The organism is Serratia sp. KH_031 (assembly GCF_057839655.1).
In genome coordinates this window covers 2,072,219-2,086,334 of sequence record NZ_CM174496.1, presented here as the reverse complement: position 1 = coordinate 2,086,334, position 14,116 = coordinate 2,072,219, and the positions used below count along the sequence as shown (strand labels likewise).

Sequence of the window (14,116 nt, the reverse complement as noted above, 5' to 3'; positions counted from 1 at the left end):
GTGACAACTGAAGCCCCACGCCCTCGTGGCCCTTATTTGATTGAAGTCGCCGCAATTCGTGATATCACCCCGCATCTACGTCGAATTACTTTCCAGGCCGAAGACCTGGTGCATTACCCTGCTAATGCAGCGGCAGCGCATATCAAAGTCTTTTTGCCGCTTGCAGGGCAAACTCAGCCCTCTCTGCCGCAGTTAACTGCCAATGGCCCAGTGTGGGCGGCTGATGCAGTGCGTCCGCTGGTTCGTACCTACTCAATCCGCGCGGTTCGCCCGCAGCAGCAAGAAATTGATATTGAATTCGCGATTCACGACCACAGTGGCCCAGCGGTTAATTTCGCCCGTAATGCCAAACCCGGCGACAAGATCGGCATCAGCAATCCCGGTGGCCCTAAACCGATACTGCCACTGGCCGATTACTACTGTTTAGCCGGTGATCCCTCTTCGCTCCCCGCTATCGCCGCATTATTGGAAAACTTACCAGCCGGTAGCGAAGGCCATGCTTTTATTCGTGTGGATAGCCCAGCCGACGTTATCGATTTGCAAAAACCGGCGGGTTTTGAACTCAGTTGGATTATTGGTGGCACAGAGAAAACCGCGGATTTAATCACCCAGTTCTGCGCGCAGCCGTTACCCGATAGCAACACACATTTCTGGCTGGCGGGAGAAGATCGTTTAGTCATGGGATTGCGCCGTTATCTGCGTCAAGCAAGGCAATGTGACAGGAATCAGCTTTATGCTGTCCCTTATTGGCGAGAGGGCTTAAATGAAGAGGGTTATCATGAAAAACGGCATGAAATCATGGATAATATTGATTCTTAAACATCGAACTTTACCTTTACAACCATACTGATCATGATGAAATGGGTAGTTTGAGAGCATTCTTAATAAAAATGACACCAATCCAGTAAAAGTAGCTAAAAAAAACCGCATCCCTAGCGGTTTTTTTGTTAACATGGTCACATAAAGCAAACAAGTCTTTTGCAAATCAGCGCAAGTTGTATACGCAAAATCATTCAAGTTGCATCAAGGCGGCAAGTGAAAGACAAATTGGTCGTCAGACCGATTTGAACAGCGCTTGCGCTGGCCCGAAGGGGGAGCTGAGGAACGAAGCTCATAATCCCGATGAGCTTACGCCAGTAAGTGATTCGGGTGAGTGAACGCAGCCAACACAGAGGCAGCTTGAAGGATGAAGTGTATTATTCCCCGGCGCCATTCGTCGGGATTAGCCTACTATTATCTGACTACTTTTTGCATTCACACGGCTCGAACATCTAAAACCGTGGAGTGCAGGTGATAAGGGAGAAACATCAACAATGAAGTCGCAATCCCGCCATACCGAATACTCTCTACTGTTTCCGATCGCCGCTCTGGTGGTACTTAACTTTTTAGGCAACACCAGCAATTTTCCGCTGATCGTCGGTATCAATCTATTAGCGTTGATCGGTATTCTCAGCAGCGCTTTCAGCGTGGTGCGCCATGCTGACGTATTAGCCCACCGGTTGGGTGAACCCTATGGCTCGTTGATCCTCAGCCTTTCGGTGGTTGTCCTAGAAGTCAGTCTGATTTCTGCGTTAATGGCCACCGGCGACGCAGCACCCACGCTGATGCGCGATACACTCTACTCGATCATTATGATCGTTTCCGGTGGCTTGGTCGGCGTCGCGCTGCTGCTTGGTGGACGCAAGTTTGCCACTCAGCACGTTAACCTGATCGGTATTAAACAGTACCTGATGGCGATATTCCCACTGGCGATCATCGTATTGGTATTACCTAGCGCGCTGCCTGGTGGCAATTTTAGTACCGCCCAAGCATTGCTAGCCGCCGGTATCTCTGCGGCCATGTATGGCGTGTTTTTAACCATTCAAACCAAAACACACCAGAGCCTGTTTGTTTATGAGCATGAAGATGAAGACGGTGAATCGCATCATGGCAAGCCGTCGTCTCACAGCAGCGTCTGGCATGCGGTTTGGTTGTTGATTCATCTGGTTGCGGTTATTGCAGTGACTAAGTTTAACGCTACGCCGTTAGAAGGGTTACTGACCAAATTGAATGCACCAACGCAGTTTACTGGCTTCTTGGTAGCATTGCTGATTCTATCACCTGAAGGTTTAGGCGCGCTGCGTGCGGTATTGAATAATCAGGTGCAGCGGGCGATGAACCTGTTCTTTGGCTCGGTATTGGCGACCATCTCGCTGACCGTGCCTGCGGTCACCATTATTGCCACGCTGACTGGTCAAACGCTGATCTTCGGTTTGGAAATGCCGCATATCGTGGTGATGTCGACAGTGCTGATTCTGTGCCAGATTTCGTTCTCGACCGGTAGAACCAACGTGCTAAATGGCACCGCGCATTTGGCTCTATTCGCCGCGTATATGATGACGATTTTCGCCTAAAATACCTGCCATCTTTCAAGTTGCAGCGTTAGGGCATTTCTTGATTCTGTGAAGTATTTCTTGATTCTCTAAATAGTAAAGGCCGCGCAATTTGCATTGCGCGGCCTTTGTCATAATACGGGTGTGGGTTAACTGTAAGCGTTAAGCGTCCGTTGGCACAAAGCCGAACGCACGCAGTCTTGTTTATCAAATTGGATGATGCCGATCATCTCATCCTCTTCGAAGCGCTCCAACGCATCGCTAAGGCCGGATTTCACTCCGCGTGGCAAATCGCACTGGGTCACGTCGCCGTTGACGATCACCGTCACGTTTTCCCCCAAACGAGTCAGGAACATTTTCATTTGGCTAGCGGTCACGTTTTGGGCTTCGTCCAAAATCACCACCGCGTTCTCGAAGGTACGCCCACGCATATAGGCGAAAGGCGCGATCTCTACCTTGCCGATTTCCGGGCGCAGGCAGTATTGCATGAATGACGATCCCAACCGGCGCACCAAGATGTCATACACCGGGCGGAAATACGGAGCGAACTTCTCGGCAATATCCCCCGGCAAGAAACCGAGATCTTCATCGGCCTGCAATACCGGACGCGTGACGATAATTCGATCCACTTCTTTATGTATCAGGGCTTCTGCCGCCTTTGCGGCGCTGATGAATGTTTTACCGCAGCCGGCCTCACCGGTGGCGAATACCAACTGCTTATTTTCTATGGCTAATAAGTAATGACCCTGAGCTTCGGTTCTAGCCTCGATGGGTGAGCTATCGCGCTTGTCTCGCGCCATGCCGATAGACTCAACACCTCCCATTTGTACCAGTGAAGTCACACTCTCTTCCTCAATCTGGCGATGACTACGAGCGTCACGACGAATAACGCGTTTCGCTTCACGACGTGCTTTGATCACTGCTTTTTGTCTACCCATAGTTGGCACCTTACAGTTTGTTTCAACTACCGCAGCGGTGTATTACCGCGCGATTATGTTCACACACGTATTAGGTTTTGGCCTCCTCGGAGCCAATCATAGCCAAGGGACAAAGTGAATGCGCACCAGCATTGCTGCGGCGTAGTTCACCGGATGGTTTACTGAATAAGGGAATGAAGTCGGGGATATTTAGAGAGTCGGAGAGAGAACCCTCGTTACAACGAGAAATCAGGAGTGGTTTGGTATTTGTTCTTTCTAGCCCAAATAAGGACTTTACCATTAGCGATCCCCGCAGTGTTATTTACAGTCTCGGACTGCGCACCCTGTGAAAACTACCGCCAGATGATGACAGTATAATGACATTCAAAGCACATGCGTTAATAAAATGTAAAAATTTTTAATCCCGTGATGTTTTGATCAATTCATTAATTAATGAAATTATTTAATAATCAATCAATTATAATTACTTTTGTTGTGTGGCATTTTTGTTTCCTGCTTAAATTTCAGACAAAGAGAAAGCGCAGTATGAAACTGCGCTGAGTGAGCTTCATCACATTTACTGATGTTATCAGGCTTGCAACAGACCGCTGGCCAAATAATCGCCAGGCTGTTTCACCCCCGGTAAGGCGAAGAAATAACCACCGCCAATTGGCTTGATGTATTCTTCTAACGATTCACCGTTTAAGCGTTTCTGTACCGCCAAGAAACCTTTTTCCAAATCGGACTGATAACACACAAACAGCAATCCCATTTCCAATTGGCCGGAATTAGAAACGCCAAGGGAATAACTATAGCCACGGCGTAACATCAAACTACTTTGGGTTGCCGGTGTCCGTGGATTAGCCAAACGAATATGCGCATCTAACGGAATGGTTTTACCATCAGGATCTTGGTTGTAATCCGGCTCGTCGTGCTCATGTTTCATGCCAAGCGGCGCACCACTGTGCTTTTCACGCCCGAAAATGGTCTGCTGCTCTTGCAACGGTGTGCGATCCCAAAACTCGACGTGGAAGCGAATAATCCGTGTTGCCTGATAGCTGCCACCCACCGCCCAAGCTGGTTCGCCCTGCTCACCATCCACCCACACCACTTGATCCATCAGCGGCTTATCGTCGGTTTTAGGATTCGCGGTGCCGTCTTTAAAACCTAATAAATTGATCGGTGTTTCTTTACCCCGGCTCCGCGCCGAATGGGCAGAAATAAACCCTTCTCGCCGCCAACGCACGCTAAGTAAATCCGGTGAATGCTTGATGATATCGCGCAGCGCATGGATCACCGTTTCATTGGTGTTGGCGCAGATTTGCAATAGCAGATCGCCGTGGCACAGAGAAGCATCCAACGAGTCATTCGGGAAACGCGTCATTTTTTGCAGACGTAATGGTTTTTGCCCCTGCAAACCAAAGCGCTCGTCAAACAACGAAGTACCGACCGAGACGGTAATGGTCAGGTTATCCGGGTAGATCTCTGCGCCCATAATACCGGAGTCCATCGGCGGTAATTTGGTGTCAACCTCTGGCGCTTTGCCACCTTGAGTCAAAAAGGCAATGCGCTCGGTCAGCAGCTTGAATAGGCGTTCCAGATCCGGCTTATTGGTCGCCAACACGTCAAACGCTACCAACATCATTGCGGATTGTTGTGGGGTCAAAATCCCCGCCTGATGGGTGCCGTAAAACGGTTGTTTCTGCCAGCGTTCATCCTGCGGCGTTGCTAGTGGCTCTGCCGTGCTATCTTCTGTGTTATCTGCCGCCCGCACCGGGCAGCTGCCCAGCGCGAGCGCACCACTCATCATGCCCATCCCCAACAGCAAACGACGACGCGATGGTAAATCAGGTTGATACTTATCACTCATCGTCGGTGCCTCAATCCAGCCCTAACACACCGCGCAGTTGCGATAAATCTTCTGCCAGCGTGGTGATCGGTCCTTTCATTGCGTTGCGGTCAGCGGTGGTCAGCTTCTCGTAAGACTCATAACCGTCTGCCGTTTTGTACTTCGCCAGTACGCTGTCGACGGTTTTAAAGTTAGCGTCAATCTTGTCCAACAGCGGTTTATTGGCTTTCACCAACAACGGACGCAACAGGTTGACGATTTTCTGCGAGCCATCGACGTTAGCCTGGAAATCCCACAAATCAGTACGGCTGTAGCGATCTTCTTCACCGCTAATTTTGCTGGCTGCCACTTCTTCGATCAGCGCCGCGGCACCGCCCACCACCTTGCTCGGCGGGAAGGTCAGCTCACCGATACGTTTTTGCAGTTCAACGGTGTCGGTATAAAGACCCTCAGCATACTTATCCATACCCTTGGTGCTGTTGTCGGCGAACAACGCTTTCTCCAAACGGTGGAAACCGGTGAAATTCGGATCGGCGGATTTTTGCTCGTAATCATCTTCACGGGCGTCAATGCTGCCATCCAAATCAGAGAACAATTCTGCGATAGGCTCGATGCGCTCGTAATGCTGACGCGTCGGGGCATACAGTTTGCGCGCGGCTTCTACGTTGCCCGCTTTCACCGCATCGGTGAACAATTTGGTTTGCTTGACCAATCCATCGACTTCTTTAGTCACGTAAACCTTGTATTCGGCAATCGGCCCAACCAGATCCAACGCGTTAGGCTTGCCGTCGGTCACCGCGCCAGCGGCGGCTGTTACTGTCAATTTGCCTTTCGGGTTACTGAGCAAACCGCAGGTCATGTCGTATTCGCCCGGCTCTAGATTAGCGGTCATTTTTTGCGTGAAACCCGGCGCGATATTTTCACGCTCTTCGACCACCATCACCCCTTTCAGGATTTCCCATTCCAGGTTTTTCTGGCTGCTATTGCGCACCACAAATTGGGTTTTACCGGCTGGGACGGTCAATTGCATCGGTTCACACTGCTTATCGTTAACCGTCACTTTGACTTGCGGCACATCAGCCGCCAATGCGTTGAAGCTCAGTGCCAGCGCAGGCACCGCCAACAACAATGCCTTACGGCGAAATAATGGAGACATACAAGGTTCCCTTTATAAATGATTAACGAGGTGTTTTATGTGTTGTCGAAACGGCCACCGCGTCCATCCGCTGTGGCAGGAAGAAGAAAATTAACGCTGGGATCAGGTACAGGAAATAAACCGCCACTTCACTGACCGTTGGCGCTTCTTGATAGCCGAACATGCCTTCTAGCAAGGTGCCAAACAGCGAGTGGGTAGAAAGGTGATTGCTAAAATCAAAGGCAATGTCTTGGAAATGGTTCCACAAGCCGGCCTCATGGAAGGCGCGAATGGCACCCGCCGCCAGCCCTGCCGCCACGAACAGAATAAACAGGCTGGTCCACTTGAAGAACTTCGCCAGATGCAGTTTCACACCGCCCCAGTAGATCATCATGCCGAGCACGATGGCGCAGGCTAAACCGAGGAGTGCCCCGATCGGCGCAGCGATGCCAACATCTTGCTGGAAAGCCGCCAACAGGAAGAACACCGACTCTAACCCTTCGCGCGCGACGGCAAAGAACACCATCGCCACCAACGCCCAGCCTTGGCCCTGACCTTGATCTGTGTTGAGCGCCTTATCAATCGCCCCTTCCAAATGCGTTTTGACGGATCTAGCCACCTTACGCATCCAGAACACCATGTAGGTCAAAATCAATACCGCCACCACCGCCACCATCCCCTCAAACAGTTCCTGTTGTTTTTGCGGGAATTCGCCAGTGGTTTCGTTAATGAAGATGCCCAGCGCCAAGCACAACACGACGGCGATGATAATGCCCGCCCACACTGCGCCCAGCCATTGACCGCGCTGCGTTCTTTTTAGATAACTGGCAATCAGGCTGACGATTAACGCCGCCTCCAGCCCCTCACGAAACATGATAAGGAAGGGAACAAACATAGGTGATACCCCTGAAAAGACCGCCATCGCTCAGTCGCTACGTGACAAAATCAACGCCTAACCGAATGTAAAGAAAAGTAAACCAGAACGATAGTGATTATCATTACAATAAAAAGAATTGCAAGTAGGGGGAACAGTGATTTTTTCTAATCAAATATTTCAGTGGAAAAGTTTAATGGTAGGAAACTGAACACCTAGGGAAAGATCTTGGGGTGGGATGATCCCCAGCCACGGGGCTTAATGCCGTTCAGTTAATCTTGAGTTTTTTAGCGGTTTTTGCCAATTCGGTATTAGTGAGTAGAGCACTGGTGTTAACGCCATTGAAGGCGCTGAGCGGAGAAACGGAGCATAGGCAAATCCGCCAGGGAAGGCGGATTTAGGCGAAACAGACAGGGACGTCTGTTGCACAGCCAGCCGTGATGCGCAGTGCCATAGCGCAGGGATTTCGCCTGATATGGCAAGGGCTCGGGGTGTTGGGGGGGCAGCTCTTGGCCCCCCAACTCGGTCGCGGTTGTCCGCGTCATAGGGAATAACGAATGTCTAGCGACCGAAACTTACACGGCATCAGCAAAAATAGGCTAACTGACTAGCATTACAGCCAGTGGCTGGGGAGAGAATTATTTCACTGCCGGGATCACATCCAGCACCCGCACGGTATACACCATGGTCGAGCCCGGCGGGATCGACGGCGGCAGCCCCTTGTCGCCATACGCCAGCGCTGGTGGTACCACCAAGGTCACGCTGCCGTGGTTTTGTATCTGACTCAGCGCGGTTTTGAACAACGGGGGATAGGCATTCAGCGGTTGCGATATTGAAGTGTCGGCCAGTTCCATATCCTTAATCACCGTGCCGTCCGTCAGGCTCTCTTTCACCACGATGGCGACGGTATCATTATCCGCTATCGCCCCTTTGCCCTGATAATCCACCCGGTAGTAATAACCGAGCGCGGCCTTTTTCGCCCGCGGCTGTTTCTTGAAGGATTCCAGGTATTTGCTGCCCTTGAGTTCGGTCTGGGTTTTCAGCGCCTGCTCTTGGGTTTGCTGCGCGGTGGTCAGGGCTTTCAGTGCCTGCGTCACTTTGTCTGCCGTCAGGCGGTATTTGCCGCTAAAACTGTCTTCCACTCCCGCCAGTGCTAGGGTTTTGTCGACGGTGATGCCATCACGGCTACGCTCATCCAGCAACGCCAGTATTTCTGCCCCCAGCTCAGTACCAATCGCGTAATCACGTGCGCCATCGCCAGTTTGTGGCACGGTGACGGTCGGTTTTTTCTCTTGTTGAGCTTTTTCCAGTTCGGTTTTCAATGCCGCCAGTTGGGTTTGCAAGGCCGTGCGTTCGGTCTGGTTAGCCGTCAATGTTTGCTGCAACGCCGTGCGTTCATCTTGGTTGGCGGTCAGCGTTTGTTGCAGTGCGGTTTTCTCACTTTGTGTGGCTTTCAGCGCATCGGTTTGGCTTGCCAGTTGCTGTTTCAGGCTTTCACCGTCCTGCTGCACCTGCTTGAGTGTGGCTTGCAAGGCCGTCAGTTGTTCACTGCTTTGCTCAGTTTGTGATAGCTGCTGGCGCAGTTGAGCCAGTTCCGCCGTCTGTTGATTGGCTTTGGCCAGCAGTTGGTTAATCACTGCCTGCTGCGCCTTGAGTTCACGCAGGCTGCCGCTGTCGGCCTGACTCCCTGCCCGGCTGGGTTTCGCCCGGCGCGGCGCCGGTTTGGCCATCTCTTCCGCCGCCGACGCCACTTGTGACGGCGTTAAATACAGCAAAGCCGGCGCCTCATCCGTTTGCCGGGTAATGCTTTCCAGCGAATCCAGTGTTTGTGCCTGAGAGGCCTCCTCGGCCTGTACGCCGCCGCAGGTCAGCGCCAACAAGGCACCACAGACTAACCGATGTTTCATTTCACACTCTCTCCACGCCGCACCAATGCCTGCAGCACATCACGCTCGATGTCGGCACACACCAGATTGGTTTTGTATTTGTACAACGCATCTAGCGTGTATTTGGTTTGGATGTTCACGTCTTCACGCACCGCGGTGTACACCCCGGCACTCGACACCAAGCTGTTGAACTGGGCTTTGCGCAGGGCATACTGTTTATTATTGAGCAGCTTGAGCGAAGCCAGTTCGCTCTGGCATTGACCGATTTTTTCACGCCCCGGATGGGCCGGTGGCGCCGGGGGTGGCAGCGGAATACTCTCAGCTTTCGGGGTCGATAGGCTGGCGGGGGTGGCGCGGTCTAGCGGCTTCTCGGTTGGTGGGGTTTCGCTCTGGCAACCCAACAGCAGCAACGACACTCCCAGCACGGCAGGACGGGACGATAAAAGGAAAATTCGCTTCACGGTTAACTCCTGTAAAACACGACAGCGTGTGTATCCTTGCCCCTTGCAGAGCAGTGAATTATCAATGAAATCAGAGCAAATTAATAAAATCGAGCCTCTCTCCTGTCCGGTGCCATAACCGACACAGTCGGCGACCAAGCGGAGGTCGTGCGCAGGCTGTCCATCAGCACCGATTGCACCGCCACCAGTTGGGCACAGTGCGCTATGCCCATTTTGTGCATGGCACGGCTCTTTTGTGCGGTCACGGTTTTCACGCTGCGCATCGTTAACCCCGCAATCTCCTGCATCGAATGCCCTTGTACCAAGTAACCCATTACACGGGATTCGGCCGGGGACAGGGGCTCACGTTGAATCCCCACCGGGTTATCTCTCTGCGTCATCGCCCCCGCGCGCTGCAACTGCACGGTCCAATCCGCCAGCGGCAAGGCCAATGTCACGATGTTATCCACCCCGCACTGCTGCAGGCACGACACCAAAAACGGGATGGGCACATCCAGCACCACCATCAAACGCAGTTGCGGATAAGTGGCTCGCAGGTGTTGAATCAACCGCATACCCTGCTGCACATCGTTCTGATACACATGCAGCGACAAGATAATCATGTCAGTCGGGCAGGCCAGCAAACGCTCGACCTGCTCGGTGTCATACTGACCACACTGCCAGACAACGTGGGCAGAGCCGCTGTGGCACAACGCCTGCAACGCCCGTTGCACCATTTGGCACGAGGACACCACCGCCACCCGGGCGCGGTGTTCTGCTTGGTGCTCGGCATAGCGCGTAGTGTTGAGACGCCTCATGATGATACGCGGGTGCGTTGGTCCGCCTGCACCACCCGGCTCAGCGGCGTTTGGAACAGTTCGGCATCACTGTGCGCCCCCAGTTTGCGCATGATATTGCGTTTATGCGCGCTGATGGTTTTCACGCTGCGCTGGCACGAGGTGGCAATGTCCGTCAGGCTCAGCCCGTCATACAAAGACTGCAACACGTCAAATTCAGTGGGGGTCAGTGGGGTGCCGGTGGCATTGTCTGCCGCGCTAAAACACTGCGCGATGTCAGTACTGCACACCGGCTGACCCGCCAGTGCCTGCGCCATATCCAGCTGCAGTTGTGCCAGTGACCCTTGCCGAGCAATCAGGCTGCAGTGTGCCCTTGCGCGCAGTGGCGTCAGCAGGTTCACATCACGACTGGCGGTGTACACCACCAGGTTAAGCGCCGGGTAACAGGTGCTCAGTGTCAGCAACTGCGTGACTGTCTCGACCCGTTCCTCGTGTGTGCCACTCAGCTCAGCCACCACCGCACGGGCGCTCGCGTTATGCAGTTGCTGTTGCAACTGGCTCAGCGAGGTGGTCGGCAAGACGCAGTGGCCACCCGTCGGTAACTCACGGATAAACTGCACCATTCCAAGGCACGTCAGGGGTGTCGGGGCATACACCACCACCGGGGCCGCGTGGATAGACATTTTCATGGGGCTCTCCTTATTGCACCGTGTCGCCGTGAGGTAATCCGACCCACCAACGGTGGAGCGCATAATCACTGTCAAAGCCAAGCTTGTTCATGGCATTGCGTTTATGGGTACTGACAGTGCGCACGTCCCGGCACAGCAGATGGGCGGTGGTGGTGACACTTTTGCCAATAGACAGGTATTTCAACACCTCGATTTCCCGCGGTGTCAGCAAATCCGGCCATCCGCCGCCAAGGCCCATCAACGCACTGGCCTGTGTGCTGTGGCTGCGCAGCCCTGCCGTCACCTGCAGCACGGTGTCGGTCAACTCCGACAGCGGGTCTTGCTTGAGGTAAATCCCGCGCACGCCCATCATCACCAGTTGTTGCAACAGCCGGCTGTCGGTCAGCGACGTACACACTATCAGCGGTGTCTGCTGCCACAGGTTGAGGCACTGGCATAAGGTATTCAGGCCATCAAGGACCGATTCTCCGTCGCCATTAAGCTCCAGTATCACCAAATCAGGTTGGTGCTGGCTCATCATCAGCGGCACGGCTTTCACTGCCGCGGTGGTCAGGCACTGCGTAATAGCAAAACGCGGCGCGTTTAATAGCTGGCAAATTCCCGCCAGGGTCATCGGGCAACTTTCCATAATCAATACTGAGCCAAGTTGGCGCACCTCAGGTGCGGCGCGGTGTACTGGCGCAGAGGAAGGCATTAATGTCATCATAATGAGTCTCTTTAAAAATGACGCCGACAACCCGTCCCGGTAGGGAGTACGAATTAAAAAGTCGCCCGACGTTTATTCGATGTCATCGCGCGTGAATATAAAGCATTCAATTTCACACGCCGGTAATGTTTATAAAATGAGAAGGCGCTGACTGCGCCTAATACAACAATTAATAGCAGCATATTGCCTTCCGTTAATCTTCTTCCTGTTATTAATAAAAATGATTGCTTTTAAATAAATCGGCACTGAAAACAAAAGTGCCGACCTCATTAATCAAACACAGGATTAACAATAAAAAGATAATAAACCTGTTAGCCCGGTAATTACGGCCATAAATAACCACAGCGAAAGACCGGCATGTAACAGTAATAATCCAGGGCGTGGCGTGGCTCGGCTATTCATACAACGAGTCCAGCAGCCACAAGGCCAATCCCACCGGTAATACGCCGAACAGCCAGAACATCACCACCAACCCGGCCAGTAATTGCTCCAAACTGGTGTGTTGCCCCACTACGCCCATTAACCAAAACGCTAACTGATCCATTTTTTCTCTGCCCTTCCCTGGGCTAGGTGTTACTTACTGATAAGTGAAGTTCATCTGCACCACGCTGCTCACGGTGCCCGGTACCACGGTATCGGTCGCCGGGCGTATCACCCGCCCAGCCAACGCATAAGTGGCGTTGCGCTGGGCATCGATAGTTACCGTCATGCTGCTGCCGTCGCCCTGTACCTGGGTTTTATCAGCGGCTTGCGTCATCTGCACCGCCACCCCTTGCGCATCGCCGGTGTTGCTGTACAACGTGGGGTCACCACTGAATGGCGTGCCGCTAAAATGTGCCGTCGCCGCACGGGTAGCGGCCGGGCAGCTGACCAGTTTGACCTGGAACGGCTGCCAGTCCCCGCCACTGCCAACGGTTTGCAGGTCTTTTTTCTGCACCCGCCCCAGATTAACGTCCTGACTCACCGAGCCAGTATCCACGTTACAGGCACTGGCAATCACGGTGCCGCTCAGGTTGACGTCCGTGGCATGGGCAGCAACGCCGAGTAGACCGGTGAATGCCAACATAAAACTGACTGTTCGGTATTGCATGGCAACTCCCTCTGAGGCCGGTGACAAACAGATGTTCGATTATTGGTAGGTGAAAGTAACTTGTGACACGGCAGAAATAGTACCCGGTGTTACAGCCGCTTTTGCATACGCACGTGCCCGCAAATTATAAGTCACCGTTCTGTCTGCCTGAACAGCCTGGCTAATCCCGGTTCCCGGTCCCTTCAGGTAGCCGGTGCTGGCCTGAATCAGTTCCACCGCCACGTTATTTGCCGACCCCGAGCTTTTATAACGCCCTGGAGCAGCAGTGTCTTCTTGGCCACCAAAGGCCGCGATGGCCGTAGTGGTGGTTGCCGGGCAATCCTTCAACTTAAGCTGGAAAGGTATCATCGCAGACATTGCCCCTACCGTAGCCAAGTCGGTAGCCTGAATATTTCCCAAATCAACATTTATATTAGAACCCGTGGTATCCACTGTGCACGGTGACGCAATCACAGTGCCGGTAATATTGATCTGCGTTGGTGTATCGGCCATTGCCTGATGAATACCCGCTGCCAAAACCAGTACTGCGAATAAAGACTGTTGTGCTTGTTTTTTCATAAATAACTCCTTGTGTTTAATGATGTACTCGGGCAGAGACCATCTCTGCGTCCTTGAGTTAATTCACCGCGATAGAACCGTCGCTATTTACCGTCTTTTGGGTCAAATCTGACCTGATTACCCATTACTGGTAGGTAAAGGTTGCCTGAACCACGGTACTGATGGTACCCGGAGTGGCAACCCCTTTTGCATACGCACGCGCTTGCAGGTTATAGGTCACCGTGTTGTCTGGTTGAACAGGCAGAGCCCACTGAGTTCCTGGTCCTTTCAGATTCGAGGTACCGGGTTGTACCATTTCCACTGCCACGTTGTTTGCCGATCCCGAGCTTTTATAACGCCCCGGAGCGGCAGTGTCTTCTTCGCCGCCAAAGGTCACGATGGCCTGAGTGGTGGTTGCCGGGCAACTCTTCAACTTAAGTTGGAAAGGTATCAACGCAGACGTTGCCCCTGCCGTAGCCAAGGCGGTGGCCTGAATATTGCCTAAATCAACGTTCAAATTTGAGTTGGCGGTATCCACCGTACACGGCGACGCAATCACATTGCCGGTAATATTGATCTGCGTTGGTGCATCGGCTATCGCCTGATGAATACCGGTGGCCAATACAACTAAGGCCAGTAATGAAAGTTGAGTTTTTTTCTCATCATATTCCCTTATATTTAACAACCTACTTAGGTACAAAAGCCCTACTTATACCTTTGAGTAATTTAAAAACAATAACATCACATGTTATTTATCGCGCAAATTACTTATTAAAAACAACCTGTGCGAATCCTTTATTCACCCACCACTTACTTTGCAAGAA

15 protein-coding genes are annotated in these 14,116 nt (G+C 52.5%); 2 read left to right on the top strand and 13 right to left on the bottom strand.

The window, feature by feature from the left end; all coding sequences use genetic code 11:
* Positions 1–819, top strand: a complete 819-nt coding sequence (locus AC3ISQ_RS09415; protein ID WP_489352602.1) for a siderophore-interacting protein — start codon at positions 1–3, stop codon at positions 817–819.
* A gap of 494 nt (positions 820–1,313) precedes the next feature.
* A complete protein-coding gene (gene chaA, locus AC3ISQ_RS09410; RefSeq protein WP_489352600.1) occupies positions 1,314–2,393 on the top strand; it encodes a sodium-potassium/proton antiporter ChaA in 1,080 nt (359 codons plus the stop codon).
* Between the two features lie 128 nt (positions 2,394–2,521).
* On the opposite strand, the gene phoH is transcribed toward chaA, so the two are convergent.
* From phoH to AC3ISQ_RS09345, 13 genes are all read right to left on the bottom strand, one after another.
* On the bottom strand, positions 2,522–3,310 hold the full coding sequence (gene phoH, locus AC3ISQ_RS09405; RefSeq protein ID WP_489352598.1) for a phosphate starvation-inducible protein PhoH: 789 nt from the start codon (positions 3,308–3,310) through the stop codon (positions 2,522–2,524).
* A 568-nt stretch (positions 3,311–3,878) separates the two neighbouring features.
* On the bottom strand, positions 3,879–5,159 hold the full coding sequence (efeB, locus tag AC3ISQ_RS09400; protein WP_489352596.1) for an iron uptake transporter deferrochelatase/peroxidase subunit: 1,281 nt from the start codon (positions 5,157–5,159) through the stop codon (positions 3,879–3,881).
* Positions 5,160–5,169: 10 nt separating this feature from the next.
* Positions 5,170–6,294 carry an iron uptake system protein EfeO gene (gene efeO / locus AC3ISQ_RS09395; RefSeq protein ID WP_489352595.1) on the bottom strand — a complete coding sequence of 375 codons (1,125 nt, stop codon included), beginning with the start codon at positions 6,292–6,294 and terminating at the stop codon, positions 5,170–5,172.
* Positions 6,295–6,316: 22 nt separating this feature from the next.
* Positions 6,317–7,168, bottom strand: a complete 852-nt coding sequence (efeU, locus tag AC3ISQ_RS09390; RefSeq protein WP_489352593.1) for an iron uptake transporter permease EfeU — start codon at positions 7,166–7,168, stop codon at positions 6,317–6,319.
* Between the two features lie 617 nt (positions 7,169–7,785).
* Positions 7,786–9,054 (bottom strand): FKBP-type peptidyl-prolyl cis-trans isomerase N-terminal domain-containing protein, encoded by a 1,269-nt coding sequence (locus AC3ISQ_RS09385; protein WP_489352591.1) that lies wholly within the window; start codon positions 9,052–9,054, stop codon positions 7,786–7,788.
* The gene (locus AC3ISQ_RS09380) at positions 9,051–9,494 is read right to left on the bottom strand and encodes a hypothetical protein (RefSeq protein WP_489352589.1); all 444 of its coding nucleotides are present in this window, start codon (positions 9,492–9,494) and stop codon (positions 9,051–9,053) included. The genes AC3ISQ_RS09385 and AC3ISQ_RS09380 overlap by 4 nt, the downstream gene beginning before the upstream one ends.
* Before the next feature lie 80 nt (positions 9,495–9,574).
* Positions 9,575–10,291 carry a helix-turn-helix transcriptional regulator gene (locus AC3ISQ_RS09375; RefSeq protein ID WP_489352587.1) on the bottom strand — a complete coding sequence of 239 codons (717 nt, stop codon included), beginning with the start codon at positions 10,289–10,291 and terminating at the stop codon, positions 9,575–9,577.
* Positions 10,288–10,959 (bottom strand): LuxR C-terminal-related transcriptional regulator, encoded by a 672-nt coding sequence (locus AC3ISQ_RS09370; protein WP_489352585.1) that lies wholly within the window; start codon positions 10,957–10,959, stop codon positions 10,288–10,290. Before AC3ISQ_RS09370 ends, AC3ISQ_RS09375 begins: the two co-directional genes overlap by 4 nt.
* Before the next feature lie 10 nt (positions 10,960–10,969).
* Positions 10,970–11,665 carry a LuxR C-terminal-related transcriptional regulator gene (locus tag AC3ISQ_RS09365; protein ID WP_489352584.1) on the bottom strand — a complete coding sequence of 232 codons (696 nt, stop codon included), beginning with the start codon at positions 11,663–11,665 and terminating at the stop codon, positions 10,970–10,972.
* Positions 11,666–12,059: 394 nt separating this feature from the next.
* The gene (locus tag AC3ISQ_RS09360) at positions 12,060–12,209 is read right to left on the bottom strand and encodes a hypothetical protein (RefSeq protein ID WP_489350588.1); all 150 of its coding nucleotides are present in this window, start codon (positions 12,207–12,209) and stop codon (positions 12,060–12,062) included.
* A gap of 33 nt (positions 12,210–12,242) precedes the next feature.
* Positions 12,243–12,755 (bottom strand): fimbrial protein, encoded by a 513-nt coding sequence (locus AC3ISQ_RS09355; protein ID WP_489352582.1) that lies wholly within the window; start codon positions 12,753–12,755, stop codon positions 12,243–12,245.
* A 39-nt stretch (positions 12,756–12,794) separates the two neighbouring features.
* Positions 12,795–13,313, bottom strand: coding sequence for a fimbrial protein (locus AC3ISQ_RS09350; protein ID WP_489352580.1), 519 nt, complete (start codon positions 13,311–13,313; stop codon positions 12,795–12,797).
* A 124-nt stretch (positions 13,314–13,437) separates the two neighbouring features.
* A complete protein-coding gene (locus AC3ISQ_RS09345) occupies positions 13,438–13,914 on the bottom strand; it encodes a fimbrial protein (RefSeq protein ID WP_489352578.1) in 477 nt (158 codons plus the stop codon).
* Positions 13,915–14,116 lie beyond the last annotated feature (202 nt).